Below are 26,282 nucleotides of genomic sequence, written 5' to 3' on the forward strand. Positions count from 1 at the left end.
CCGTATGAGCTTCCGCCCCAGTCTGTTCCGTAGCTTCTTCCTCGGTGGCTTCGAGTGCTCGTCGCACCGGCGCTTCGACGGTCGTCGGCTCGACCTGATCGCCGGCACCGTGCACGACCTGCTTGCGGCGGAGGATTATGGACAGCTGCGCGAACATGGGATCGCCACGGCGCGCGACGGGCTGCGCTGGCACATGGTTGAGCGCGTGCCCGGGGAGTTCGATTGGCGCCCGGTCCTGCCGATGCTGCGCGCGGCGGAAGCGGCGGGCGTGCAGGTGGTCTGGGATCTCTGCCACTATGGCTGGCCCGACGGGCTGGACATCTGGTCGGCCGGCTTCGTCGACCGCTTCGCGCGCTATGCCGCGGCCTTCGCCAGGCTGCACCTGGAGGAGACCGGCCGCGGCCCCTTCGTCTGCCCGGTGAACGAGATTTCCTGGTTCGCCTGGTCCGGCGGCGACACCGGACGCATCAACCCCAATGCGCGCGGCCGCGGCGATGAACTCAAGCGCCAATTGGTGCGGGCCGCCATCGCCGGCACCCATGCGGTGCGCGAGGCCGCGCCGAGCGCGCGCATCGCCGCGGTCGATCCCATCATCCGTGTTGCGCCGCAATCGAGCCGCAGCGCGGCGCGGGTCGAAGGCTACAACGAGGCGGTCTTCGCCAGCTGGGACATGCTGGCCGGCCGACTCGCGCCGGAACTCGGCGGCTCGCCCGACATGCTCGACGTGGTCGGCGTGAACTACTACTGGAACAACCAGTGGGTGGACCATGGCGAGCCGCTCTCACCCTTCGACCCGCGCTACCGGCCGCTGCACGCACTGCTCACCGAGGTGCAGGCCCGCTACGGCCGGCCGTTGTTCCTGGCCGAAACCAGCATCGAAGGCGCGCCGCGGGCCAGCTGGCTACGCTATGTCTGCGACGAGGTCCGCATGGCCATGCAGCAGGGCACGCCGGTGGAGGGCATCTGCCTCTACCCGGTGATCAGCCATCAGGGCTGGGAGAACGACCGGCACTGCCCGAACGGGTTGTTCGACATGAAGCCGGTGAATGGCCGGCGCCAGGTCCACCTGCCGCTCGCGGCCGAATTGCGGGCGCAGCAACGCATCTTCGGCGGCGGCTGACCGCGCTCCACCGATGCCGCCGGCCGCACCGGGCCGGGCAGCATCGGCGCAGGGCTCAGCCGGCGATCGCAGGCACGCCGGTAGCCTCGGCAGCGTCGTTCGCGGCCCGCGGCGGCACCGTTGCGTCGATGCGCGCGAAGGTGGCGAGCGCCTGCCCGACGATCTGGTCCATGTTGTAGTAGCGATAGGTCGCCAGCCGGCCGACGAACCAGACATCCGTCTGCGCATCCGCCAGCGCCTCGTACCGCTTGTACAGTGCCTGGTTCTGCGGGCGGGGGATCGGATAGTAGGGGTCGCCCTCGGCGCTCGGGTATTCCAGGGTGATGCTGGTCTTCGGATGGTCCTGGCCGGTCAGGTGCTTGTACTCGCTGATGCGGGTATAGGGCACGTCCTCGGCAGGATAGTTCACCGTACCGACCGGCTGGTACTGTGCCTGATTCAGGGTGCGGTGCTCGAAGCGAAGCGACCGGTAGGGCAGCCGGCCGAAGCGGAAGTCGAAATACTCGTCCACTGGGCCGCTCCAGATCACCCGCCGGTGCGGGATGCTGTCGCGCACCGCGGCATAGTCGACGCCGGTTTGCACCGTGATGTTGGGATGCGCCAGCATCTGCCGGAACATCTCGGTGTAGCCGGCCTGCGGCATGGCCTGGAAGGTGTCGGTGAAGTAGCGGTCGTCGCAGTTGGTCCGGGTCGGCACCCGCGCCGTGACCGACTTGTCGAGCTCCGACGGGTCGCATGCCCATTGCTTGCGGGTGTAGCCGCGGAAGAACAATTCGTAGAGTTCGCGCCCGACCTTGGAGACGACGACATCCTCGCTGGTGCGGATCTCAGGGACCGCCTCGGCGCGGGAGGCCATCCAGGCCTCGACCTCGCTCTCCGACAGGTCAAGCCCGTAGAGCCGGTTGACGGTGTCGAGGTTGATCGGCATCGGCACCTGCACGGCCGTGCCGCAGCCGGGGCGCCGCACGTCGGCCAGCACCCGGTGCTCGTAGGGCCGCCATGCCGTGAAGCGCGACAGGTAGTCGAAGACCTGCTTCGAATTGGTGTGGAAGATATGCGGCCCGTAGCGGTGGATCAGCACGCCGGCGGCATCGAGATGGTCATAGGCATTGCCGCCGATATGGGGGCGCCGGTCGATGACCAGGACGCGGTCGCCGCGCACCCGCGCCAGGCGCTCGGCCAGCACGCTCCCGGCGAAGCCGGCTCCGACGATCAGCCAGTCATACATGGTGGGAAACTCCGGTGCAGGCCGTCCCGGCCTCGGCACCCGCCCGTTGCTTCGGATGGTCCTGGAAGCCGGTCCCGATAGCGGTAAGACGCCGCATCGCCCGGTGGGGCCGCCGAATAAGCAATGATATTGGCGGCGGGAACAATAAAAAGCTGGGCGAGATGCGACGTGATACGCGACCGTACATCGTACTGGTTTCCATTGCGGCGAAGAGGGCACAATCCGCGTCGGCATTCCCGCTCACAGGACTGGGCGGATTCATGGATTGTGGATATCGGAGCTTTGTGACGTCACGCCAACGCTGATGTCAGGTGGTCCGTTGCTCGTGGCTCTGTCACGATACGGCAAGGGGTTATTGTTCCCGGAGGCCGAGACGGAAGCACCGCCCGGCTGGCCGGGATGCGGGACTCGAAGCACGATCCCAGGGCTGCTGATCGCGTTTGTGTGATCAACCTATAATGTATACTGTCTCGTCTCGAATCACCCTGAAGGACGCTTTCATGGAGATGGTGGTGCAGACGCCGGGTGGGGCCGCATGATGCCCGACACGATGATGCCCGGCCTGGTGCCGGATGCGGGCCTCGGAAGGCCGCCGTCGTTCGAAGCCTCGGCCGCGCCGGAGAAGGCGTCCTGGCCCGGCTTCCTCTTCGCCACCGGCATCGAGAACAGCGCGCCGACCATCGAAGGCGGCCGGGTGCGCCGCGACCAGATGGAGGACCTCCGCCACTACATCCGCTGGCGCGAGGACTTCGCCCTGGTGCGGGAGCTGGGGATCGGCTTCCTGCGCTACGGCCCGCAGCTCCACCTGACGCTGACCGGCGCCGGCAGGTACGACTGGTCCTTCGCCGACGAGACCTTTGCCGAGCTCCGCCGCCTCGGCATCACGCCGATCGTCGACCTCTGCCATTTCGGCGTGCCGGACTTCATCGGCAACTTCCAGAACCCGGATTTCCCACGGCTTTTCGCCGACTACGCGCAGGCTTTCGCGCAGCGCTTCCCCTGGGTGCAGCTCTACACCCCGATCAACGAGATGTTCATCACCGCGGTCTTCAACGCGAAATATGGCTGGTGGAACGAGCAGCGGCAGGACGACCGGTCCTACGTCACCGCCATCAAGCATATCGTCCGCGCCAATGTGATGGCGATGCAGTCCATCCTGGCGGTCCGGCCGGATGCGCTGTTCGTCCAGAGCGAGAGCACCGAGCATTTCCATCCCGAATGCCCGGCGGCGATCCCGCATGCCGAGCAACGCAACGCCGAACGCTTCCTCACCCTCGATCTGAATTACGGCCGCCGCGTCTGCTCCTCGATGTACGAATACCTGATGGACAACGGCATGACGCGGGAGGAGTACCACTTCTTCCAGCGCGCCGCGCCGCCGCTGAAGCGCCACTGCATCATGGGCAACGACTGGTACCAGACCAACGAGCACCTGGTGCGCGGCGATGGCAGCAGCTGCTGGGTCGGCGAGGTCTTCGGCTACGACACGGTCACCCGGGAATACTACGAACGCTACAAGATGCCGGTGATGCATACCGAGACGAACCTCGCCGAAGGGCCGCGCGGCGACGAGGCGGAACGCTGGCTCTGGAAGCAGTGGTCGGGGGTGATGCGGCTGCGGCGCGAAGGCGTGCCGGTGCTTGGCTTCACTTGGTACTCGCTCACCGACCATGTCGACTGGGACACCGCGCTGCGCGAGCGGAACGGCCGGGTCAACCCGCTCGGCCTCTACGACCTGGACCGCAACATTCGTCAGGTCGGCCGCGCCTACAAGCGGCTGATCGAGGCCTGGCAGCCGGTGCTGTCCACCGAGCGAACCTGCATGCAGACCATCCTGGCCGCCTGAAGCGCCGGCGGAACGCGCCGGGCCGGCACCCGTTCTCTGCCCGGACCGGGCGGAGACGATGATGGCAGGACGGCGCGCGGTGCTGGCGGGCATGGCCGCGGCGGCCCTGGCGCCCCGGGCGGCGGCCGCGACCGAACCGCCCATCGTCCTTGGCGCCTTCCGGCGCGAGGAGTTCAACACGGTCGGCGTCTTCGACGCCGACTGGCTGGTCGAGCCGCGCATGACCCGGATGCTCGATGCGATGGTGGCCTCGCCCGGTGCCTTCGGCGCGGTCCGCTTCTTCGGCGTCCTGAATGCCGGGGAACGGGAGCAGGTCTTCCCGGTCAGCAGCGGCAGGACCTGGCCTGCGCCTGGGGCGCCGATGGATTTCACCGCCTCGCTTGCGGCGCTGGAGGCGCTGGTCTCACGCGGCCTGCTGCCCTTCGTCGGGCTCACCTTCTTCCCTGCCGCCGTGTCGGCCGGGCCGATCGAGCCGCCGGACAGCTTCGCGCGCTGGCGAATGCTGGTGCGCGGCTTCCTCGATGCCGCCGTCGCCCGCTTCTGCGCCGACGAAGTCGGGCGATGGTGGCTGGAAGCCTGGAACGAGCCGAACATGCCGCAATTCTGGCACGGCGACTTCGACGGCTACCTGGCGCTGTATCGCGCCACGGCGCAGGCGGTGCGGGACAGCGGCCACGGGGTCCTGCTCGGCGGCCCGGCCCTGGCCTGGATGCCGCCCGAGGAAGGGCCGCGGCTGATGCGCCGCTTCCTCGAATTCCTGCGCGACGAACCCGACATGCCGTGCGACTTCATCAGCTACCACCGCAAGGGATCCTGGGTGACGGAGGAAGCGGCGCCGCGCCTGTCCCGGCTGGTGACGGCGGCCGAGCAGACCGCGGCCCTGGCGCTGGACCTCGTGCCGGCCCGCTGCCGAGGCTTGGCGCTGGTGAACAACGAGGCCGACATGATGGTCGGCTTCGACGTGCCCTATGCGCCGCGAATGGACGAGCGTTTCCCAGCCTGGCTTGCCGCCTCCACCATCGCCCATGCCGGGCTGTCGCTGCGGCATGGCGCGACCGGGCTGCGTTTCCTGGCCGCCGCCGACAACGCCAACCAGCATCTGATGCGCGCCCCCTTCGATGGCCGGCGCACGCTGTTCACCCGCACGGATGCCGGGCCGGACGACCTGCTGAAGCTGCCGGTCTTCCACTTCTACGAGCTGCTGCGGCTGCTGGGGGAGGAGGTGCTCTCGCTCGACCCTGGGCCCGAGCTGTTCCAGATGACCACCCGCGGGGAGGGGCGGGTCGCCGCCCTGGTCACGCTGCACCCGGAAGGTGCTGCCGGGCCGCACCGGCTGGCCTGGTCCGTCGCCGGCCTGCCTTGGCAACGGGTGAATGTCATCGTGTTCCGGATCGACGCGACGCGGTCCAACGCCTTCGCCGCAGCTGGGCGGCGGATGCCGGCGACGATCGATGCCGCCGCGGCGCGGCGGCTGGGCGAGGCGGCGGAGCTTGCCTTGGATGCGCCGCCGCGCCGCGGCATCGCGGCGCGGGACGGGCGGGTCGCGCTCGACCTCGTGCTCGATCCTTATGCGACGCTGCTGGTCTGGATCACGCCCTTCGACCCCGCGGTGCCGGCGGCGCCCGAAAGCCTGCGGGGTGTGGCGCGCGGCGCGGATGTTCTGCTGCGCTGGACGCCGTCGCCGGACCCGGCGCTGCAGGGCTACGAGCTGTCGCGCCGATCGGCCGGCGCGTCGTGGCGCGTCGTGGCGCCGCTGCTGCGCGGCGCCGAATGGACCGACCGGGCGCCGCCCGCCGGCCGGCTCGACTACCGCTTGCGGCTGCTGTCGGCCTCCGGGAAGCGCGGCCCGGCCGCTTCCTGCGCCATGCGGCGCTGATCGCCGCCGCCGTCACGCGCGGGGCAGGTTGCGGGTCGGTCAGGCGGCGGCGTCCCGCGCGTCGGCGCGCAGCGCCCCCAGGTAGCGTTGCAGCGCCTGGCCGAGCGGCGGCATCAGCGCGCTGCGGCCGGACCGCAACGCGCTCTGCGCCGGCCAGGGGGCGCGCCGGCCGAGCGTCGCGGCCGGCACGCCGATGACCTTCGCCGGATCGAGCGACAGGCCACCCACCACCTCCCGGATGATCTCGGCCCAGGTGCCGCAGCCGGGATTTGCGAGGTGCCAGATGCCCGCCTCGCCATCCATCAGCAGGTCGAGCACGGCATCAGCCAGGTCCGGCAGGTAGGTCGGCGAGACGGTCACGTCCGCGGCCGCGGCGATGGACCGCCCGGCGCCGACCGCGCGCACCGCGCAGGCCAGCGCATTGCGGTCGGCCTGCGGGCCGAAGAAGCTGCCGGCGCGGACGATCAGCATCTCGGGCGACACGCCGTGCAGCACCTGCTCGGCCGCCGCCTTCGAGGTGGCATAGACGCCGCGCGGCGCGATCGGGTCGGTCTCCAGATACGGCGCCGCCTGGCCGCCGCCGAAGACGAGGTGCGAGGAGAAGGCGACGCAGGGCAAGCCGGCCGCCGCGCAGGCCAGGCCGAGCACCGCCGCCCCCTCGACATTCTCGCGCCAGCAGCGTTCGGGCGCCGCCTCGGCGCGCTCCACATGCGCATAGCCGGCCGCGTTGAGCACCGCCCAGGGGCGCCACCTGTCGATTGCCGCCGCGACGGCCGCGGCATCGGTCACGTCGAGCTCGACCCGGGACAGCAGGCGATGCGGCAGGCCGCGCTGGACGCAGGCCTCGGCCAGCGCCCGGGCGAGGGCGCCGTCGCCGCCGGTGATGAGCAATGCCCGCGGCTGCCCCGGCAGGCGTGGCCTGGCCAGCGATGCCCGCGGCAGCAGAGCGGGGGCGCACTCGGTCGGCGCCCAGGCGAAGCGGGACTCGCGATGCCACCAGCCCGGCGTGTCGAGCGCCGGGTGCTGCGACGTGCCCGACTTGGCGAGATCGCCGATCAGGCCGGCGAGCGCCGTCGGCCGCGGCGCGCCGCCGCCGCTGACGTCGTAGACGCCCGGCTCGTAATGCCCGTCCTGCCGGGTCAGCAGGCTGTTCCAGTCGAAGGCGCCGAGCAGCGACCAGGCGGTGACGGCGCGCAGGTCGACGCCGCGGTCCCGCAGCCCGACGGCGGCGTCCCAGGCCTCCTTCAGCCAGCGCAACTGCTCGTCCCGGCTGGAGCCGTTGTGGATCTCGGTCAGCGCGATCGGCAGCCGGTAGCGGTCCCAGGCTTCCTGCAGCAGGTTGCCGAGGCCGGCAACGCCGCGCGCGACGGTCCGCAGCGCCAGGACGTCGACATAGCGGTCGCGCCCGTTGCCGCCCACCGCGACGCCGGGATAGCGCCCGAGCCGCTCGTCGAGGAAGCGCTCCCCCGACAGATAGTGGTTGATCCCGAGGATATCCGGCGGGCAGGGATCGGCCAGCAATTCCTCGAGCTCGCCGATCGGCACCGCATCGGCGAGGTCGCGCCACAGCGGGTGGTGCCGGTCGACGCGGCCCATCAGCAGGTCGAAGCCCAGCCAGCGGCGATGGTTCTCGTATTCCGCCTGGTAGGCGAGATGCGGCGTGCTCAGCACGCGGCCCAGGTCGTCCGTCTGCACCAGGCGCGCGGCGGGATTGACCCGGCGGATGGCATGCATCGCCAGCCGGGTGCCCTGAATTTGGTTCACCAGCAGGCGCAGGAACAGCCGCTGGTCGTGTCCGTGCGGGTACCAATGGCCGTAGAGCCCGCTGAAGCGGGCCGTGGTCAGCGGCTCGTTCACCGGGGTGTATTCCTCCACCCAGGGGTAGCGTTCGGCGACGGCGCCGGCGAAGCAGGCGAGCCTGGCGGGGAAGTCGGGCTGCGCCAGGTCGGTGTCGCGCGGGCCGCTGCCATGGTGCAGCAGGCCGGCGATGGGCCGGATCCCCAGCGCCCGCAGCCGGCCCAGTCGTTCGTCCGTCCAAGCCCAGTCCGCGCGTTCGAGGCCGTCCGGCGCGATGCGTTCCCAGATCACCGGATACCGCATGGCGCGGATGCCGAGCGCGGCGAAGGCGTCGAGGTCCTGCGGCCGGTCCTGGTGGCCGTTCAGGCGGGTCTGATCCACGTAGGTGTCGCCGATCCGGGCAACGGTGCATTCCAGACCACCCCAGATTTCGAGCGGCGGCAGCGCCATCGCGGCCCTGGCAGCCGCGGGCGGAACATCTCGGACAGGTCTGATCATCAATTCCGTACTCGGTCGGTTACGTCGGGCGCGCCCCTGGCGTAAGCGCCGGTTTGGCCGGCGCAGTTGCCGGCAAGGTCGCGTGTCCCGGCGCATTCGCCGGCCGCGGGGCGGATCGTGTCCCGTCGCCTCACCTCATCGCCACCGTCAAGCGAGACGCCCGTCGGAAGCACCGGACTCCGGTTCTCTCCGCTCGCTTGCACGGCACCGATCGCTTCAGGTGCCGCATGGGATGCGTCCTACGCTCTCCAGCTGTGTCCGGGTCGAAATGGTCTGCCGCGGCGCCGCCGGAGTATTCGGCGCCGCCTCGGGCCTGCGAGGGCTTGTGATATTGCCTCAGTCAAACCGATAGATCGCCTCGGCATTGCCGCGGAAGATCGCGCGTCGCTCCGCCTCGCTGAGCTGGCAGGGAAAGGCGTAGCGCGGGTCGTCGAAATCCCAGTGCGGGTAGTCGGTGGCAAACAGCACGCGGTCCCAGCCGATGCGGGACAGTATGCGGCGCAGGTCCTCCGGGTTCTCCGGCTCCTCCATCGGCTGGGTGGAAACCCACAGGTTCCGCCGGATATAGGCGGAGGGCGGCTGCTTCAGGTGCGGCACCTCGCTGCGCATCTTCTCCCAGTGCCGGTCGAGCCGCCAGGCGAGCGGCGGCAGCCAGGCGAAGCCGCCTTCGATCATGATGATCTTGAGCGTGGGGAAGCGCTCGAACACCCCCTCCAGCACCATGCTGGCCACCTGCGTCTGCATGGAATGGCTCAGGCCGTGATGATCCTCGATGTAGAAGGAGGGCCAGCCGGCCGCCGTCGGTCCATGCCCCGCCTCGCCGCCGATATGCAACCCGATCGGCAGCCCGTGATGCGCCGCCGCCTCGAAGATCGGCCAGTAGCGCGGCCGGCCGAGCGGTTCGGTGCTGCGGGACGTCAGCTGGACCTGCGCAAAGTCCCGGTTGAGGACCCGCTTGTCGATCTCGGCGACCGCGGCCTGGGCATCCTCGAACGGGATCTGGATGGAGGCGCGGAGCCGCTTCTCCTGCGAGGTGAAGGCGGCCACCTGCCAGTCGTTGATGGCGCTGCACAGCGCCACGCTGAGCTCCAGGTTGCGTACCAGGTTGCTCGGCATCAGCGGCTCGAGGATGCCGTATTCGATGTCGTAGAGATCGAGCAGTTGCTCGCGCATGAAGGCGAGGTCGGAGCCGGGCGGGCCGCCATTGGGCGGGAAGCTGTCCCGTCGCGCCAGGAAGGGCTGGAAGCGCGGATAGGTGCCGCGCGCCGCATAGGGGCCGCGGCCGAGCTTGCCATACTCGGCGATGTGCTGCCGCCAGCGGGCCGAGAGATAGGGGTTGAGGTCGGCCTCCGAGCGCAGCGAGGGGTGGATGTCGCTGTCGATGATGCGCAGCTTGCTCGCCTGGGTCGCGGGGCGGGCTTCGAGGATCTCGCTCATGCGATGCTCTCCTGCAGCCGGGGATAGGTGGCCAGGGGGTTGTCGACCATGATCCGCCGCAGGGTCTCGGGCGGGATGCCGGGGGGCAGGACGTGGTCGCCGTCGAACTGCCAGTGCGGGTAGTCCGTGGCGAACAGCAGCATGTCATCGACGCCGATCTGGCGGATGACGTCGGCGGTGGCGGTGGCGTCGTCGGCTGGCACGTCGAAGGGCTGGACGGTGAGGCGCACATGCTCGCGGATGATCCCGGCCGGCGGCTGCTTCACCCAGGGCACCTCGGAGCGCACGCCGCGCCAGGTCTTCACGCTGCGCCAGAGAAAGCCGGGCAGCCAGCTCACGCCCGATTCCAGCAGCACGATGCGCAAGCCCGGATACCGCACGAAGACGCCTTCCGAGACGAGGCTGAGCAGCTGGTCCTCGAAGGTCTGGGACTGGCTGACATAGTCCTGCAGGTAGTGCGAAGGCCAGCCGTTCGAGGTCGGCGCGTAGCGGAACATCGAGCCGGCATGGAGGCCTACCGGCAGCCCGTGCTTCTCCGCCGCCGCCCAGATGGGCCAATAGTAGCTCTTGCCATAGAGCAGCTCGGCCGCCACCGGCAGCAGGACCTGCACGAAGCGGCGGTCGCCGGCCAGCCGCTCGATCTCCTCCACCGCCAGGTGCGGCGCCTGGGCCGGCACCACGATGGACGCCCGCAGCCGCGGGTCGGCCGCCAGCCATTCGGCCGCAATCCAGTCGTTGATGGCGCTGCAGATCGCAGCACCCATGGTCTCGCTGATCGCCACCTGCCCGCCATAGAGCGTGTTGCAGATGGCGAAACGGGTGCCGAAGCCGTCCAGCGCCTGGGCACGAAGCTGGCCGATGTCCGTGCCCGGCTTGCCGCCGGCCGGCCGCCAATCCGGCCGGCAGGAGATCGGCGCGCCGGGCGGGTAGCTGGCCAGGTCAAAGCCGTCCATGCCGCGGCGGACGAAGGAATCCCGCCAGAAATCGCTCATGTAGGGCAGCAGGGCGGCGATGCCCGGCACGCCGGGATGCAGGTCGCAATCGATGGCGCCGCGTGTCTGCGGGCTGGCCGTTGCCGCGCTCGGCAGGATGACGTTCATGCCGCTTGCCTCACCCGCGCCGGATGCCGGCACGGCGCAGGCTGCGCTGCCAATCCGCCGCCACCGTGTCCAACGCCTGCTTGGCCGTCTTCTGGCCCTGCAGCGTTTCCGAAACCCCGCTGCGCAGGGCGAGTTCCAGCGTGTCCCAGGCCGGGTGGGCCGGCGTCGGGAAGCCAGTCTCGATCGCCGCCGCGGCGACCGGCGGCCAGCCCAGCTTCGCCACCATGTCGCTGTCGCGCAGCACCGAGCCCCGCGGCGGCGCATTGCCGCGCTCCATGGAGCGCAGGTGCCACTGCTTGCTGGTCGCCATGCGGATGAACTCGATGGCCCAATCTGCATTGCGGGTATAGCGCGGCACCGCGAGGAAATGCCCGTCGATCCAGGTGCGGCTTTCCTCCTTCTCGGTCTGGCCCGGCACGGTATCCCAGGCCCAGCGGCCGGCGGTGCGCGAATTGGCCGGGTCGTTGATCAGCGTGCCATAGGGGGCGAATGTCTGGGTCATCGCATAGCGGTCGCGCTGGCCGCCGGCGATGATCTCGTCGTACTCCCAGGTGGTGACCTCGGGCGGCACGACCTTATGCTTCACCACGAGGTCGGCGTAGAATTGCAGCGCCTCGACCGCCTTCGGCTGGTTGATGAAGATCTCGCCGGTCCTGAAATCCACCAGCTGCGCGCCGGCGGAATAGAGCCAGGAGGCGAGGCTCGTGTAGGTGCCCGAGCCCTGCTTGCCCATGATGCCGACGGCATAGCGATCCGGCGGCGCATTCACTGCCAGCGCGGCGCGCTCGAACTCGGCGAAGGTCTGCGGCGCCTGGGCGAAGCCGGCCTGGGCCAGCAGTGCCTTCTGGTAATGCAGGATGCCCGTGGTGATGCGGTAGGGAATGCCGACCAGCTTGCCGTCATAGCTCGCCGCGCGCTTGCTGCCGCCGAGGAAGTCGTCCCAGGCGAAGGCGGGATCGCGCTGCACGATCTTCGCCACCACTTCCTCATGGTCCAGCAGGTGCGGCGCCATCCAGCCGGCCATCTGCACCGACCATTGGGCGATGTCGATGCCGGTGGAGCCGGCGCCGAGCTCGGCCTTCAGCCGGGCCCGCCAGGCATCCACCGGCAGCATGGTGAACTCCACCCGGATGCCGGTCTCGCGTTCGAAGGCCGGGGCGACCTCCTCCATCAGGGTGCGCTTCCAGCCGCCCTGGTTCTCGCCGATATAGACCAGCTTCTCGGGTCGCGGCTGCGCCAAGGCGGGAGCAGCGAGCGTCGCCAGGGAGAGCTGCAAGGCACGGCGCCGGTTCAACGCTTGCATGGTCGTTCTCCCGCGATGTGGGTGGTTCATCCCTTGACCGAGCCGGAGGACAGCCCCGCGACCAGGTAGCGTTGCGCCATGAACGAGAAGACGATCACCGGCAGGATCACCAGCATGCCGGAAGCGGTCATCGCCCCCCAGTCCACGCCGGAATCGCCGCCGGAGAAGCCGGCCATCAGCACCGGCAAGGTCTGCGTGGCGTTGTTGGTCAGCACCGCGGCGAACAGGAAGTCGTTCCAGGCCAGCTGAAGACAGAGGATGCTGGCGGCGACCATGCCCGGCCGAGCCAGCGGCAGCACCACGCGCCAGAAGGCGCCGTAGCGCGTGGCGCCGTCGATCCAGGCGCTCTCCTCCAGCTCCTTCGGCAGGTCCTCGAAGAATCCGCGCATGATCCAGACCACCAGCGGCAGGCTGAAGGTGGTGTAGGCCAGCACCACGCTCAGCCGCGTCGTCGCCAGGCCCAGCTTGGTGAAGAGCACGTACATCGGCACCAGTACCGCGATCGGCGGCAGCATGCGCATGACCAGCAGCGCAAAGAACAGGAACGACCGGCCGCGGAACGGGAACCGCGCGAAGGCATAGGCCGCCGGTACCCCGACGCCCAGCGAGAGCAGCACGGCGGACGCCGAGACGATGAGCGTGTTGAAGAAGGCCTTGAGGAAATCCGCCCGCGACAACACGTCCACATAGTGCTCGAGCGTCGGCCACCACAGGTAGAGCGGCGGGTCGCTGAAGATCTGCGCCCGGGTCTTCAGCGAAAGCCCGAGCACCCAGAGCAGCGGGAACAGGAAGGCCGCCGTCAGCATTGCCAGCGCCAGGTAGACCAGCGCGGCCTCCAGCTTGCGGGTTCGGCGCGACCCGACGACGACGGCCATCAGTTCGCGTCCCGCCGGCGGATCACCGCGATGAAGACGAGGCACATCAGCATCGACATCGCCAGCATCATCCAGGATGCCGCGGCGCCAAGGCTGAAGTCGAAGCGCACGAAGGAGACGAGGTAGGTGAACATCGACAGCACCATCGTGCTGTTGGCCGGGCCGCCGCCGGTCATGGCGTAGATGTTGTCGAAGGCCCGGAACTCGAAGATGGTCCGCAGCAGCAGTGCCACCAGCAGGTAGGGCCGCAGCAGCGGCAGGGTCACGTGACGGAACATCTGCAGGCGGCTCGCGCCGTCGATCGCCGCCGCCTCACCCGGCTCGCTGGGCAGGGAGCGCAGCCCGGCCAGCAGGATCAGCGCGACATAGGGCGTGCTGTGCCAGACATTCACCACCCAGACGGCGCCCAGCGCGGTGCTCGGCATACCGAGCCACACGATTCGCTCGCCGATCCAGTGGTTGAACACGCCATGGCTGGGGTCCAGTAGCAGCTTCCAGCACAGCGCACCGACGATGGGCGTGATCATCATCGGCACGATCAGCGCGGTGCGGAAGGTGCGCATGTACGGCAGGTCCATGTTCAGCAACAGCGCGATGGCGAGGCCGAGGCCAAGCTGTGCGGCGACCGCCGCCGCGGTGAAACCGAAGGTGATGCCGAGGCTGCCGAGGAAGACCGGGTCGTCCAGCAGGTCCTGATAATTCGCCCAGCCGACGAACTCGCCGCCCAGCAGATCCTGGCTCAACGACCAGCCGGTGAAGCTGAGGTAGAGCGAGAAAAGCAGCGGCAGGCCGAACACCAGAAGCATCACCACGAAGGTCGGCAGCACCGCGAGCGGGGTGAACCAGCGATCGAGCGAATGACGCATTGCGCCACCGGCTGCACGCGCCGGCGCAGGAAATGCCAAGCCATGCGGGGCAACCCTGCTGCTCTCGCCCATGTGACATTCCTCCGCGTTCCGGCTTGGGCCGGTTATCGTTCAGGCAGACGTCAGACCTCGACGACGAGGTAGTCCTCCTCGACCGCTACGGCGATCGTCTCGGCGATGTAGGGGCCCTTCACCAGCGCATCGCCGGCGGTGATTTCGACCGGATACTGCTTGGCCTTGATGCGCGATGGCTCGCACCAGGACTGCCCGGTGCGGACATCGAATTCCCAGCCATGCCATGGGCAACGGATGATCTCGCCCGGCCGCGACATGCGGTATTCGCCGGGCGTGTCGGCGGTCATCAACCCGGTCAGATCGCCGGCGCAGAGTGCCGCACCCTGATGCGGGCAACGGTTCATCAGGCCGAAGAACTCGCCACCCAGGTTGAAGACCGCAATGGGTCGCCCCTTCACCGTGACGAGCTTCCGCCCGCCGGGCAAGAGCTCGGCCACCGTGGCGACGACATGCTTGCTCATGCCCGGCATTCTCCAGGGTTCATGACAGTGCAAGCCTAGCGAGCGCCGTTGCCGCACGGCAACCGGAATCGGCGGAGCTGGGTTTACCGCTGCAGGCTTTCGGCTTCGATAGGCGACAAGTCTGCCATGGCGATGTCGGCAGCGTCGGGGCCGCTGCCGGCATCGCGTCGAGGCTGAACCTCGGATCCGGTCACAACCAGCAACTCGCCAGGCCAGCATCCATCGGACGAACCAATCCAAAGCCGCGGCCAGACATGGGTCATGTCCATAGCCCCAACCGCTTCGGGCGATCGATCATCGGGTCGAGTCACGGATACGCAAGGATCTCGTGCCTTGCCGCAGGTCCGGACGTATTCGACCGGCGAGGCAACGCCTCGATGCCTGACCGCCGCATCGTCGCGCACCTTGGCACGCAACAGGCGTGCAGCATCCGGCTGCCGGCGAAAAAATGGTCCGGCTGCAGCGCGCCGACGATGCATGACCGCCCGCGTGGCCGGAGGCGACCGCCAGGGCAGGGAGCGGACGCGGCGCCGACTCACCTGCAGCAGTGAGACATGCGGAACCAAAAGCAGCGCGGGCGGACAGTCGATTGGTATCTGGAACCCAGCGGACCGGCCGTGCTGAACGCGCTGGAAAAAAATTGCCTCCCCAGCAACAACGCTCGGCCCCCGCCATGTGGCGGTTTCAGACGTACCGGCGGTGCGACCTCGGACGTCGTGGCCTCAGGACCGACGACGTCGGTCACCTTCTCCCGCAACCGGACATGCTACCTGGTGATTCGGTGTCAATGGACGTCGAGGAACTTGGCCAGCTTGGCCAGCGCTTCCTCACCCCTGATCGCCATCGCCGCCTTGGAGCCGGGATCATGCATCCCGCTTCTGATCTGCGGCACTGCACCAGCGTCGGGCAGAAACCCCGCTTACTGGGCCGGTGAAATTCCAGGAGCCTCTTCCGGCAGAGGCTGCTCAGCCAATCGATACGCCCGGATTGATGACATTGATCGGCGACCCGGCGGCATACGCAATGATCTGCCCGAAGATCTCGGTGAACTGCATTTCGTATTCCTCATGCGTGACGTAGCCCAGGTGCGGCGTCGCCAGGACATTGGGCAACTGCAGCAAGGGATGCGCCGGGTCCCGCAGTGGTTCCTGTTCGAACACATCGATGGCGGCCATGCCGGGCCGTCCGGCCCGCAGCGCAGCGACAAGGGCGCCTGGTTCGATCAGCCCGGCCCGGCTGGTGTTTACCAGCAATGCGCTCGGCTTCATCCGCGCGAGATCGGCCGCCGTCACCACGTGCCTTGTCTCGTCCGCCAGTCGCAGGTGCAGGCTGACGATGTCGCTCTCCGCGTACAGGGCGGCTTGGCTGGCGGCTAGCGTCCAGCCCTCGGCGCGTGCCCGCTGGCGCGATGCCTCGCTGGCCCAGATCGCCACGTCCAGCCCGAAGGCGCGGCCAAGGCCGGCGACCTCGCGCCCAATGCGGCCATACCCATGTATCCCCAGCGTCCTCCCCCGCAGGGTATGCCCGACGCCGCACTGCCAGGCTCCGGCCCGCAACGAGGCGACCTGCTGCGGGATGCCCCGCATGGCGGCGAGGATGAGCGCCCAGGTGAACTCCGCCGTGGCGATGCTCGGCGCGCCAGGCTGCAGGTTGGAGCACAGCATCACGCCCCGCGCCGTGCAGGCCGCCACGTCGACATGCGGATAGGGACCGAGCTGACTGATGAGCCGGAGCCTCGGCAGGCGCGCCAGCAGCGGCGCAGTGATGGCGGTGCGCTCCCGGATCAGCACCAAGGCTTCGATATCGCGGAGGCGCTCGGCGAGACGGTCGGTCTCCGGCGCGTGGTCGGTGAAGATCGTGACATCGTGGCCGGCCAGCCGGTCGAAACAGGGCAGGGTCCGGATCGTGTCGAAATAGTCGTCCAGGATGGCGATGCGCATCAGCTGCGCCATCCGCATGCCCGGCGTCTCGGCGTCTGCCTGCGCATCGGTGCCAGGTCTCCGTGGTTTGCCGCAGGGGCGCTGCGGTCAGCCAGCGCCCCTTTGACCGTGGTCGGCTCCGGCTGCGCTACTTGTCCAGCCACATGGTGTCCATGCGAACGACGTCGTAGATGCCGAAGTAGTCCTTGGGATTGTGACCCTTCACATAACTCCAGTAGCCGTCGATGATCTGCTCCCAGGCGACCGGTAGCAGCGGCGGATTCTCCTCCATGACCGCCTCTGCCTGCCGGATCAGGCCGAGGCGCTTTTCGCTGTCCACTTCGCGGTCGATCTGCGGGATGAGGGCATCCATGCGCGGGTCCGACCAGTTCGAGTAGTTCTGCGGTCCGCCGGTCTTGTACCAGGCGTTGAAGTAGTCGGATGGATCGAGCAGCGTCGAGACCACGGCGCCAATCGCCAGGTCGTAATTGCCGTTGTTCACGTCGTCGAACCAGACGGATTCGACCACGCTGCGCAGCCGGCATTCGACGTTCAGGGTCTGCTGCAGCATGGCCTGAATGGCTTGCGCCCAGAGCTTGAAGCTGGCGACGTCGCGCACGACGAAGTCGAGCCCGCGGATCCCGCGGCCCTGTCCAGCCGCTGCCAGCAGCGCCCGCGCCTCCCGCACGGCCGCGGTCGGATCGGCCTGGTAGCCGAGACGCTGCACGAGCTTGTCGCGTGGCGTGGCGACGTCCGAGAAGGGATACAGGAAGCCGCCGACCTGCATCGGCGCGACATCCTTCACCACCTCCACCAGGATTGCCTTGTCGAGTACCAAGTGCAGGGCACGCCGGACCCGCGGGTCGCCGAGCGGAGACTTGCGCGCATTCATCCAGGTGGCCTGGATGACGCTCTGATTGAACTGGGCCATCGACATCTGCGGATTCTGCTTGATGCGCCGGCCGGACACCGGATCCATGATCCGCCCGTAATCCGTGCGGTTCGACAGCACGGCCGATCCGAGCTCGGGCGAGAAGGGCAGCGCATGGTAGAACTCCACCCCATCCAGGTAAGGCAGCCCGGCGTTCCAGTAGTTCGGGTTGCGCTCCATCACCCAGACTTCGTTCTCCACGCGGCGAACCTGGCGGAACGGTCCGGTGCCGGATAGGTTGGCGACGCGACGAAGATTGTAGTTGTTGTCCTCGAGCACCTTCTTGCGAATGATCACGTTCCAGCCGCTGGCGAAGGCGCTCATCATGAAGTTGGGTGGGCGGCCTTCGCTTAACTTGAACTCGATGGTCCGCTTGTCGCGCGCGGTAATGGATTCCACCGCCGCGAACAACACGCTGCGCGGGATGCTGATGCCCTGCGGCGGCTTGTGGATCCGGTCGAAGGTCGCCTTCACGTCCTCCGCCGTCAGCTCCGCACCGTCATGGAACTGCACGCCGTCGCGCAGGAAGAAGGTGTAGGTCTTGCCGTCGGGCGCGATCTGCCAGCTATGCGCCAAGTCAGGGATGATGGTCTGGCCGCTGTCGCGCGGGTCGCGCCGGACCAAGTTGTCGAACAGGCAGCCCTGGGCACCGAGGCTGTTGATGGTGCCCGACTGGTGGACGTCGAAATGCGGCGGCCGGCTCGTGATGGCATAGCGCAGCACGCCCCCACGCTTGGGATTGGGCTCCGGCGCCGCGAGCTGGAAGCTGCGCCCGTCGTAGTCCAGCGGAACCTGGGCGGCCTGGCCGCGGGTCGGGCCGAGCCCGGTCGCCATGGCGATGCCGCCCATGGCACCGGCCTGCAGGATCTGGCGACGTCCCCAGGCACCGCTCGTCGGACGATGGTTGTCCATGGCTGTGTTCCTCCCTGATACGCCGGTATGCCGGCTGCTTGCTTCGTCGGCCGGTTTGGTGGCCAAGGCGGGTCGAAAATTCTTGAGGTCCGTCCCGGCCATGATACCGTCCCGATAACGAGCCTACAGGCCGGCCAGGGAGGAAGTCACGTCGTGAATCGGATCGTGCCGGAAGGACCGACGCGGCAATCGGCACCGCATGCGGTTCCGATGAACGCCACGCACGCCGTCCTCGCCGTCGAGAACCTGCGCACCGAATTCCGCACGCCGGTCGGACCGATCGCGGCGGTCGACGGTGTCTCCTTCGCGCTGCGCCCGGGCGAGACGCTCTGCATCGTGGGCGAATCCGGCTGCGGCAAGAGCGTCACCGCCTTGTCCATCCTGCGCCTGGTACCGAGCCCGCCCGGGCGCGTCGCCGGCGGGAGCATCCGGTATGGCGGGCGCGACCTGCTGACGCTCAGCGAAGCGGAGATGGAAGCGGTCCGCGGCAACGAGATCAGCATGATCTTCCAGGAGCCGATGACCTCGTTGAACCCGCTCTACACGGTCGGTCGGCAGATCGCCGAGGCGATCGCACTGCATCAGGGCACCACGACGAAGGAGGCGATGCGGCGGGCGATCGAGACGCTGAGACGTGTGTCCATCCCCGATCCGGAGCGACGGGCTCAGGCCTATCCGCACCAGTTGTCGGGCGGCATGCGGCAGCGCGTGATGATCGCCATGGCGCTGGCATGCCATCCCGCGGTGTTGATCGCGGACGAACCGACCACGGCACTCGACGTGACGATCCAGGCGCAGATCCTCGACCTGATCCGCGAGCAGCAGGAGGCGCTGGGCATGGCGGTGCTGCTCATCACCCATGACATGGGGGTGGTCGCGGAGAATGCGGACCGCGTCGTGGTGATGTATGCCGGCCGCAAGGTCGAGGAGGCGCCGGTCACCGAGCTCTTCAACCGTCCCGCCCATCCCTACACGCGTGGCCTGCTCGGCTCGCTGCCGAGCCTCGACGACGCGGCCCATAGCGGCCCGCGGCAGGTGCGGCTGACGGAGATCAAGGGGATGGTACCGTCGCTCGCGCGCATGCCTGGTGGCTGCCGGTTCGCGCCACGCTGCCACCTGGCCGAAGCGCAGTGCCGTGAAGCTTCACCGCCGCTGGTGGCGCATCGGGCGGATCACCTGGTCGCGTGCTGGAAAGCCGATGCCGTCGTGGCGGCGGCATGAGCGCGGCGGAGGGTGCCGCGCCGTTGCTCGCGGTCCGCGATCTGAGCAAGGTCTTCCCGATCCGGCGTGGCATGTTCGGCGGCACCGCCGGGCAGGTCCATGCGGTCGATGGCGTGTCCTTCGACATCGCGGCCGGCGAGACGCTCGGGCTGGTCGGGGAAAGCGGCTGCGGCAAATCCACCGCGGGCCGGCTGCTGCTGCGGTTGATCGAGCCTTCGGCCGGACAAGTGCGCTTCCACGGCGCCGAGATCACGGGGCTCGACGCTGCCGCCATGCTGCCGGTCCGCCGCCGCATGCAGATCATTCATCAGGACCCCTATGCCTCGCTGAACCCGCGCATGCAGGCGGGCGAGATTGTCGGCGAGCCGCTGGTGATCCATGGCATGGGCGACAAGGCAGCGCGGTCCCGGCGCGTGGCGCAGCTGTTCGAGCGGGTGGGGCTACGGCCCGATCAGCAGGCCAGCTATGCGCATGAATTCTCCGGCGGGCAACGCCAGCGCCTCGGCATCGCCCGGGCGCTGGCCCTCGGGCCAGAGCTGATCGTCTGCGACGAGCCGGTCTCGGCGCTCGACGTCTCGATCCGCGCGCAGATCCTCAACCTGCTGATGGATCTGCAGGACGAATTCGGCTTCGCCTACCTGTTCGTCTCGCATGACCTGGCGGTGGTCGAGCATATCAGCCACCGCGTCGCCGTCATGTATCTCGGCCGCATCGTGGAGTTGACCGACAAGGCGACGCTCTTCGACGAGCCGCTGCATCCCTACACCGAGGCATTGCTGGCCGCGGTCCCGGTGCCGAAGGTCACGGGGCGGCGCCTGACACGCAAGCCGCTGCAGGGCGACGTCCCGAGCCCGATCAACCGGCCGGCCGGTTGCCACTTCCATCCGCGCTGCGCCTACGCCCACGCACCGTGCCGGACGACGGAGCCGGTGCTGCGCGAGGTCACGCCAGGCCATCTGGCGGCGTGCCATCTGCATGATGCCGGCCCGCGGCTGCCGCTCACGCAGCCGAACTGACGACGGCGAGCTAGACCGACCCGCGCAGGCGTGGGTCGAGCAGATCGCGCAATCCGTCACCGAGCAGGTTGAACGAGAGCACCGTGAGCGTGATCGCCAGACCGGGAAACAGCACCAACCACCACGGCGGTACCAGGCCGGCATTCAGGCTATCGGCCAGCATGTTGCCCCAGGTCGGCATGGGCGGCGGGATGCCGACACCCAGGAAGCCGAGCGAGGCCTCGATGATGATCGCCACGCCCAGATGGGCCGTGGCGAGGATCAAGAAGGGTGCGATGCACTGTGGCAGGATGTGTCGCAGCATCAACCGCAGATGCGATGCGCCGAGCCCGCGCGCGGCCTCGACGAAGGGCATCTCTTTCACCGAAAGCACGACCGAGCGGATGACGCGTCCGCCGAACGGAATCCGGGTGATGGCGATGGCCAGGATGACCGTCCAGGTTCCCGCCCCCAATGCCATGGCGATGGCCATGGCCAGGATGAGGTCCGGGAAGGACTGCATGAATTCGATCACGCGCTGGCTGATCAGGTCGAAGCGCCCGCCGAAATAGCCGCAAGCGAGCCCCCACAAGGCGCCGACCGTCGTGCCGAAAAGCACCGCGGCGGCGGCCACCATCAGTGATGTCTGGCTGCCATGGATGACGCGGCTGAGCACGTCACGGCCGACCTGGTCAGTCCCGAACAGGGCAACCTCGCTCGGCGGCTTCGACATCATCCGGAAATTGGCGGCGAGTGGATCTGTCGGGGCGATCAGCGGGGCGAAGACAGCTACCAGTACGATCGCCGCCGAGACGACTGCCCAGAAGGCTGTCGTCGGCGAACGGCGGGCGACGCGCCACAACCCGGCAAGCAGGCGCGGCGGCGTGGCTGGCTTGGCCGCTTCGGCGAGGCCGAGAGGCTCGCTCGCGCTCATTGGAAGCGGATCCTTGGATCGATCCAGGCGATCAGGATGTCGACCGCGATGTTCAGCACGACGAAGACGACGGCATACAGGAAAACGAGGTTCTGCATGACGAAGACGTCGCGTTCGCTGACGGCGGTGTACATGGCGGAACCAAGGCCTGGCGTGCCGAAGGCGCGCTCCACCGGGATCGAGCCTGCCAGGACGAAGCCGAGCAGGATGCCGGAGAGGGTGACGACCGGCAGCAGCGCATTGGGCAAGGCATGCAGCCGGATCACTGCGCGTCGGTTGACGCCCTTGGCGCGCGCCGTGCGGACGTAATCCTCCCGGATGACCTCGAGCAGAGAGGAGCGGGCCATGCGGGCGATGTAGGCGGCCTGGCCCAGGCCGAGCACGATTGCCGGGCCAGCGATCATCTGCAGCGTCGTCCAGGGATCGTCGAGCAGCGAGGCCCCGGTCAGCGGTGCACGATAGCCGAAGGCGAAGAGCAGCCCCAACACGATCAGCATGCCAAGCCAGAAGCCCGGTACCGCCAGGAAGAATATCGAGACGAAGCGGACGACATTGTCCGCCAAGCTGTTCGGCCGAAGCGCGCTGACGATGGCAACCGGCAGGCCGATCACCCAGGACAGCAGCACGGACAGAAAGGCGATTTGCGCCGTGAGTGGTCCGCGCCGCAGGATCATGTCGGCGACACTTTCCGAGCGAAAGAAGGAACGCCCAAATTCGCCGCGCAGGATGTCGCCCATCCACCGCAGGTATTGCACGTGGAGCGGGTCGCTCAGCCCGAGTTCCGCCATGTAGCCCGCGCGCTGCTCATCGGTCAGGCGGGTGAAGCCATCCGGGCCGAAGATCGCAACGAGCGGATCGCCCGGCAGCACGCGCATGATGGCAAAGACGAGGATGGACACGCCGAACACGGTCAGCGCCCCAAGGGCCAGACGCCGGGACATGTAGCCGAGCATCAGCTGGAGCCGGACCTGCCGCAGCACGAGCCACGGCGCGCGTAACGTCGTTCCACCTTGCCTCCCCGAGCGGACGTTTTCTTGGCGCATCGAGGCGACCGGCCGCGTGCGTCAGTGTCCTTCTCCCGAGGACGCTAGGACCGTCGCCCAGAGAAGGTCAACGAATTGATCACGCAGCTTCGCCGGCGCCTCGTTCCCTCAAGGGGCGTCACGGCCGTTTCCCACGTCGGCTGAAGCGGAGCAGAGGGGTCGTGACCCTCGCCGCGATCGCCGTATCGAGTGATGGATCGGATGTGCCTGGCCGATACCTTTGGCCCAGAGTTGTTGGCAGAACGCACCGAGGGCCCCTCGGTGACACTTGCCCGGAGAATGTCGTTCCTGGCTCCCACTACTGCGGCAATGGGAGCTGAGAGCCAATTTCTTTCGAGGATCAAGAGACCGCCGACCGCATCGACGGCGCTGGCCATCTTCAAGCAGCCCATGACGAAAAGCATGCGTGCTTCGAATGGACAAATGCCAGAATGGTGCCGATGCCCCTTCAGCGGCGCCCCGGCGTGGCGCCGCCGGGTAGCGCTTGCATGACCGTGTCGATGCCGCCGCTCTTGCCATCTCCGTCGAGCAAGGACCGCGCGCCGTCACCATTTCTGAATGCGGCTCTCGCAATGGCCAGATTGGTGATCACCCGTGGTGGCGCGATGGGCAGCCGGGCCAGCGGTTCGAGGATCGCCGCCGCCTCCTCTGACCGTCCGGCAAGCAACAGGGACATGGCCAGGCTATTCGCTACGCCCACGCCGTTCGGCACGAGTGCGGAGGCTGCGCGATGGCTCCGCTCCGCCACGGCATGGCGCCCGAGGAGATCGAGGGCAACGCCATGGCCGTCGAGAGCTCCGATGTCCCGCGGTGCCGCGGCCAGTACTCTCTCGAATATCTCCAAAGCCTGCGCTGCTGCGCCGGACCGCTGAAATCACCCCAGTCTCGTGGAGGGTTGGCGGGTAGGGATCAGTCGTTCTCGGCCATGGCTCTGGCTTCGTATTCGATGGGCGAGAGATGGCCGTGGGCGGAATCACGCCTGGTGGGGTTGTAGAAGCCCTCGATGAAGGTGAACGCCGCCATCCGCGTCTCGGCCTGGGAGCGAAAGTCGCAACGGTCCAGCAGCTCGCACATGAGGGTGGCGAGGAGCGCCTCGGCCATGGCGTTGTCATGCGCATCGCCGACCGAGCCAGGGGAGGGGCGGATGCCCGCCCCTTTGCACCTCGAGCCGAAGGCCACCGACGTGTCTTGGCGGCCTTGATCTGAGTGGTGCACCACGTCGGCGGGCTTTCTCGTCGTCACTGCCATGTCGAGTGCATCGAGCACGAGGCGCGTGCGCAGGTCCGTAGCCATGGCCCAACCGACAATCCGGCGCGACCAGACATCGAGGACGACGGCGAGGAAAAGGAAGCCTGCCGCGGTCGGCACGTAGGTGATGTCAGCCACTCGCAGCCGGTTCAGGCCCACCGCGCGGAAGCCACGGCCGACCAGATCGTTGGCAGGCCGATGGCTCGGCTCCCGCCGCGTCGTTGTCGGCAAGCGGCGCCGGGAAATGTCGCGCAGCCCGGCCCCGCGCATGAGCCGCGCCACCCGCTTGCGGGCCACGGACGTGCCCTCGGCCCGCAGCTCTGCATGCGCATCGCAGGATGTGATGGATATCTCCGAGTTCCATCACTGCCGGGTCGACCATGATGAGGAGTCGCGGGGGGCGGCGATATCAACGCGTCGAATATTGCCGGAACCAGGCCAAGCGCCATCCCAGCCGCTACGACGCATCCCGAAGGTGCATCGCCACCTGTTCATTCAGGAATGCGACTGGCGCGGCGACCATCGGCCGGCGCGTGAGCTTCGCAAGACCTTCGAAGCTTAGGTTGCTGACGGCGCACAGAACGCCGAGAAGATGTGGATCAGTGGCGTGCCAGCGTCGCTGCCTTGGATGAGCATGCGCGCAAGCTGCGTGCCCACACACGACATCGGCCGTATCAAGCAAGCTGAGACCTGCTCGTTTTCAGAATCTTTGCTAGGCCAGCCGTGAGACATTCCTCATCAGGTTGGCTCGCCTAATCGGCCGCCGCCACTTCCTGCATCGGCTGCAGATGCGCAACCTGGACCGTGAGGCCCTGGCGGGTCGCCTGGAAGGCGGCCAGTGCTTCGCCTTCCAGCACCGCGGCGGGGCGGGTGCGGGCGCGGCTGGGGTCGATCTGCCGGCCGGCTTCGGCGATCTCGAAATGCAGGTGGTTGCCGGTTGCCATGCCGCTGCGGCCGACCTTGCCGATCAATTCTCCCTGGCGGACCCGGTCGCCGACCTTCAGGCCTGGCGCGAAGGCCGACAGATGCGCGTAGCGGGTCGTGCGGTCTTCGGGGTGTTGCAGGGTGATGACGCGGCCATAGCCGCTCATCGAGCCGATCTGAGTCACCTCGCCATCCGCCGCGGCGAGCACCGGGGTGCCGCTCGGCGCCGCGAAGTCGATGCCCTGATGCTGGCGCGTGTAGCCAAGCACCGGGTGCGAGCGCATGCCGAAGCGCGAGGTGACCCTGGCGCCATCAAGCGGCGTGCGCAGGAAGGCGCGGCGCAGGCTGCGGCCCTGGTCATCGAACCAGTCAGGCCCGGCCTCCGTGTCATAGCGCCAAAGTGAGAGATTGCGGCTGGCGAGATCGAATCCTGCATGCAGCATGCGACCCTCACGCAGGAGGTCGCCCCCGGGGTCGCGGAAGCGTTCGAACAAAATCGTGAAGCTGTCGCCGGGGCGGAGCTCGCGCTGGAAATCGAGCTCGTGCGCCAAGCCCTGGACCAGTTCTCGGGCCAGCGGGTCGGGCAGGCCGGCGGCGCGCAGGTCGTCCAGCAGATCCTCCCGGATGGTGCCGCGGGCGAGGACCAGGTGCCGGCGCTGGCCGGCCGTCTCCTCATGTGCGATCCAGCCGCTGGGCGTGCGGGTGACCGTGACGGTGCGGCCTGGCTGCGGCTGCAGGGTGAGGGCCAGCAAGGCATCGTCATTGGCCGCTTGGCGCAGGGTAAGTTCGTGCCCGGCAGGCAGGGTGGCGCGCGGCGGCAGGAGGGATGCCAAGGCAGAGACGGCCGGCTCCAACTCGCGCCGCTCGACGCCGGCCGCGGCCAGGACCTGTGCGACGGTCTGGCCGCGGCGGGCGACGACGGTGCGGGTGGTAGCGCGCGAACGTGCGGTGGCGGCGCTGCCGGTCGCCGCGCCACCGGTGGACAGCACAGGGCGGTATCCGGGTGGCATGGGGTCGGAGGCGGCGGACGCGGCGGTGCCACCGAGAACAAGGCACGCGATTGACAGCCAGCGCCCATAGCGCCGGTTGCGATGCAGCATAGAGAAACCCCTCCCAGGGCTGAAATGTGGCGTAACCCTTTCAGCGAGAATCAATCCAAGTCAACAACTTGAACTATCCGGTTACGTCACGAGGTGAGATCAGGAAGCGGTTACAACGCGTTGGATGGAAAAAGGTTTGACAGGCGGGAAACAGAGGAATAGAAGCCCGCCTCCCGAGGCCAAGCCGGTTGGTGCAGCCGCGGGATATAAAATAGGTCGTTGACCTATGTGGTTGGTACCACTAGGTTATTGGCCCCGCTGAAAAGCGGAAATTCCCACCCGGCAGGGTTCAATGTCGGTCGTGCCGGGGCGGTCAGCTTCGGAGCGGCCGCAGGGAATGTGTTCTTTGAAATTTGCATCGGGTTTTGGAAGCGCGTTTGAGAGAGCGTAGCTGTTTGGTTGTCCTGTGTGTGGGACGGCTGGGGGGGCGGGTTCTGTTGTGCGTATCTTGCTTTGATTGTTTCTGCCGATGTGGCGGGGATGGGGAGTGGGATGCGCGGGCGGCGCTGCTGGCGGGTTTCGGCTTGCTGGTGGGTGTTGTCGTGCGGGGTCTGTTTTCTGGTGGTTTTGCGG

20 protein-coding genes and 1 pseudogene are annotated in these 26,282 nt (G+C 68.1%); 5 read left to right on the forward strand and 16 right to left on the reverse strand.

All coding sequences use genetic code 11. The features are described 5' to 3' along the window. The first annotated feature begins 4 nt into the window (after nt 1-4). On the forward strand, nt 5-1,120 hold the full coding sequence (locus tag ACFQS7_RS26290; RefSeq protein WP_380070115.1) for a beta-glucosidase: 1,116 nt from the start codon (nt 5-7) through the stop codon (nt 1,118-1,120). Between the two features lie 55 nt (nt 1,121-1,175). On the opposite strand, the gene glf is transcribed toward ACFQS7_RS26290, so the two are convergent. After that, nucleotides 1,176-2,348, reverse strand: coding sequence for a UDP-galactopyranose mutase (gene glf, locus ACFQS7_RS26295; protein WP_380070116.1), 1,173 nt, complete (start codon nt 2,346-2,348; stop codon nt 1,176-1,178). 535 nt (nt 2,349-2,883) lie between these two features. On the opposite strand from glf, the gene ACFQS7_RS26300 reads away from it, so the two are divergent. Next, nucleotides 2,884-4,194, forward strand: a complete 1,311-nt coding sequence (locus ACFQS7_RS26300; protein WP_380070117.1) for a family 1 glycosylhydrolase — start codon at nt 2,884-2,886, stop codon at nt 4,192-4,194. A gap of 61 nt (nt 4,195-4,255) precedes the next feature. Then, nucleotides 4,256-6,070: a GH39 family glycosyl hydrolase gene (locus ACFQS7_RS26305; protein WP_380070118.1), complete on the forward strand. Its 1,815-nt coding sequence runs from the start codon at nt 4,256-4,258 to the stop codon at nt 6,068-6,070. A 39-nt stretch (nt 6,071-6,109) separates the two neighbouring features. On the opposite strand, the gene ACFQS7_RS26310 is transcribed toward ACFQS7_RS26305, so the two are convergent. The 9 genes from ACFQS7_RS26310 to ACFQS7_RS26350 form a co-directional block, all read right to left on the reverse strand. After that, nucleotides 6,110-8,317, reverse strand: a complete 2,208-nt coding sequence (locus ACFQS7_RS26310; protein WP_380070119.1) for a family 1 glycosylhydrolase — start codon at nt 8,315-8,317, stop codon at nt 6,110-6,112. A 384-nt stretch (nt 8,318-8,701) separates the two neighbouring features. Then, on the reverse strand, nt 8,702-9,802 hold the full coding sequence (locus ACFQS7_RS26315) for an amidohydrolase family protein (protein ID WP_380070120.1): 1,101 nt from the start codon (nt 9,800-9,802) through the stop codon (nt 8,702-8,704). Beyond that, nucleotides 9,799-10,902 (reverse strand): amidohydrolase family protein, encoded by a 1,104-nt coding sequence (locus ACFQS7_RS26320; RefSeq protein ID WP_380070121.1) that lies wholly within the window; start codon nt 10,900-10,902, stop codon nt 9,799-9,801. The genes ACFQS7_RS26315 and ACFQS7_RS26320 overlap by 4 nt, the downstream gene beginning before the upstream one ends. 10 nt (nt 10,903-10,912) lie before the next feature. Then, nucleotides 10,913-12,205, reverse strand: coding sequence for an extracellular solute-binding protein (locus tag ACFQS7_RS26325; protein WP_380070122.1), 1,293 nt, complete (start codon nt 12,203-12,205; stop codon nt 10,913-10,915). 26 nt (nt 12,206-12,231) lie between these two features. Beyond that, on the reverse strand, nt 12,232-13,080 hold the full coding sequence (locus ACFQS7_RS26330; RefSeq protein WP_380070123.1) for a carbohydrate ABC transporter permease: 849 nt from the start codon (nt 13,078-13,080) through the stop codon (nt 12,232-12,234). Beyond that, nucleotides 13,080-13,946, reverse strand: coding sequence for a carbohydrate ABC transporter permease (locus ACFQS7_RS26335; protein WP_380070124.1), 867 nt, complete (start codon nt 13,944-13,946; stop codon nt 13,080-13,082). Before ACFQS7_RS26335 ends, ACFQS7_RS26330 begins: the two co-directional genes overlap by 1 nt. Before the next feature lie 122 nt (nt 13,947-14,068). Continuing rightward, a complete protein-coding gene (locus tag ACFQS7_RS26340; RefSeq protein ID WP_380070125.1) occupies nt 14,069-14,482 on the reverse strand; it encodes a Rieske (2Fe-2S) protein in 414 nt (137 codons plus the stop codon). Between the two features lie 965 nt (nt 14,483-15,447). Next, complete coding sequence (locus ACFQS7_RS26345; RefSeq protein ID WP_380070126.1) at nt 15,448-16,422, reverse strand: D-2-hydroxyacid dehydrogenase family protein; 975 nt, start codon at nt 16,420-16,422, stop codon at nt 15,448-15,450. Nucleotides 16,423-16,549: 127 nt separating this feature from the next. Further along, nucleotides 16,550-18,346, reverse strand: a complete 1,797-nt coding sequence (locus ACFQS7_RS26350; RefSeq protein ID WP_380070127.1) for an ABC transporter substrate-binding protein — start codon at nt 18,344-18,346, stop codon at nt 16,550-16,552. Between the two features lie 108 nt (nt 18,347-18,454). On the opposite strand from ACFQS7_RS26350, the gene ACFQS7_RS26355 reads away from it, so the two are divergent. Next, a complete protein-coding gene (locus ACFQS7_RS26355; RefSeq protein ID WP_380070128.1) occupies nt 18,455-19,465 on the forward strand; it encodes an ABC transporter ATP-binding protein in 1,011 nt (336 codons plus the stop codon). Then, the gene (locus ACFQS7_RS26360) at nt 19,462-20,481 is read left to right on the forward strand and encodes an ABC transporter ATP-binding protein (protein WP_380070129.1); all 1,020 of its coding nucleotides are present in this window, start codon (nt 19,462-19,464) and stop codon (nt 20,479-20,481) included. The genes ACFQS7_RS26355 and ACFQS7_RS26360 overlap by 4 nt, the downstream gene beginning before the upstream one ends. A 10-nt stretch (nt 20,482-20,491) precedes the next feature. Here ACFQS7_RS26360 and ACFQS7_RS26365 read toward each other — a convergent pair whose 3' ends face one another. From ACFQS7_RS26365 to ACFQS7_RS26390, 6 genes and pseudogenes are all read right to left on the reverse strand, one after another. Beyond that, on the reverse strand, nt 20,492-21,394 hold the full coding sequence (locus ACFQS7_RS26365) for an ABC transporter permease (protein ID WP_380070130.1): 903 nt from the start codon (nt 21,392-21,394) through the stop codon (nt 20,492-20,494). Then, on the reverse strand, nt 21,391-22,437 hold the full coding sequence (locus ACFQS7_RS26370) for an ABC transporter permease (RefSeq protein WP_380070131.1): 1,047 nt from the start codon (nt 22,435-22,437) through the stop codon (nt 21,391-21,393). The genes ACFQS7_RS26365 and ACFQS7_RS26370 overlap by 4 nt, the downstream gene beginning before the upstream one ends. 448 nt (nt 22,438-22,885) lie before the next feature. After that, nucleotides 22,886-23,113 carry a hypothetical protein gene (locus tag ACFQS7_RS26375; protein ID WP_380070132.1) on the reverse strand — a complete coding sequence of 76 codons (228 nt, stop codon included), beginning with the start codon at nt 23,111-23,113 and terminating at the stop codon, nt 22,886-22,888. 233 nt (nt 23,114-23,346) lie between these two features. Beyond that, a pseudogene (locus ACFQS7_RS26380) lies at nt 23,347-24,012 on the reverse strand (IS3 family transposase); the annotation flags it as partial. A gap of 425 nt (nt 24,013-24,437) precedes the next feature. Further along, nucleotides 24,438-25,598: a peptidoglycan DD-metalloendopeptidase family protein gene (locus ACFQS7_RS26385; protein ID WP_380070133.1), complete on the reverse strand. Its 1,161-nt coding sequence runs from the start codon at nt 25,596-25,598 to the stop codon at nt 24,438-24,440. Nucleotides 25,599-25,933: 335 nt separating this feature from the next. Further along, nucleotides 25,934-26,282: hypothetical protein (locus ACFQS7_RS26390; protein ID WP_380070134.1), on the reverse strand; the 349-nt coding region annotated here is incomplete at its 5' end.

The sequence above is a fragment of the Dankookia sp. GCM10030260 genome, assembly GCF_042666655.1.
Classification (GTDB): Bacteria; Pseudomonadota; Alphaproteobacteria; order Acetobacterales; family Acetobacteraceae; genus Paracraurococcus.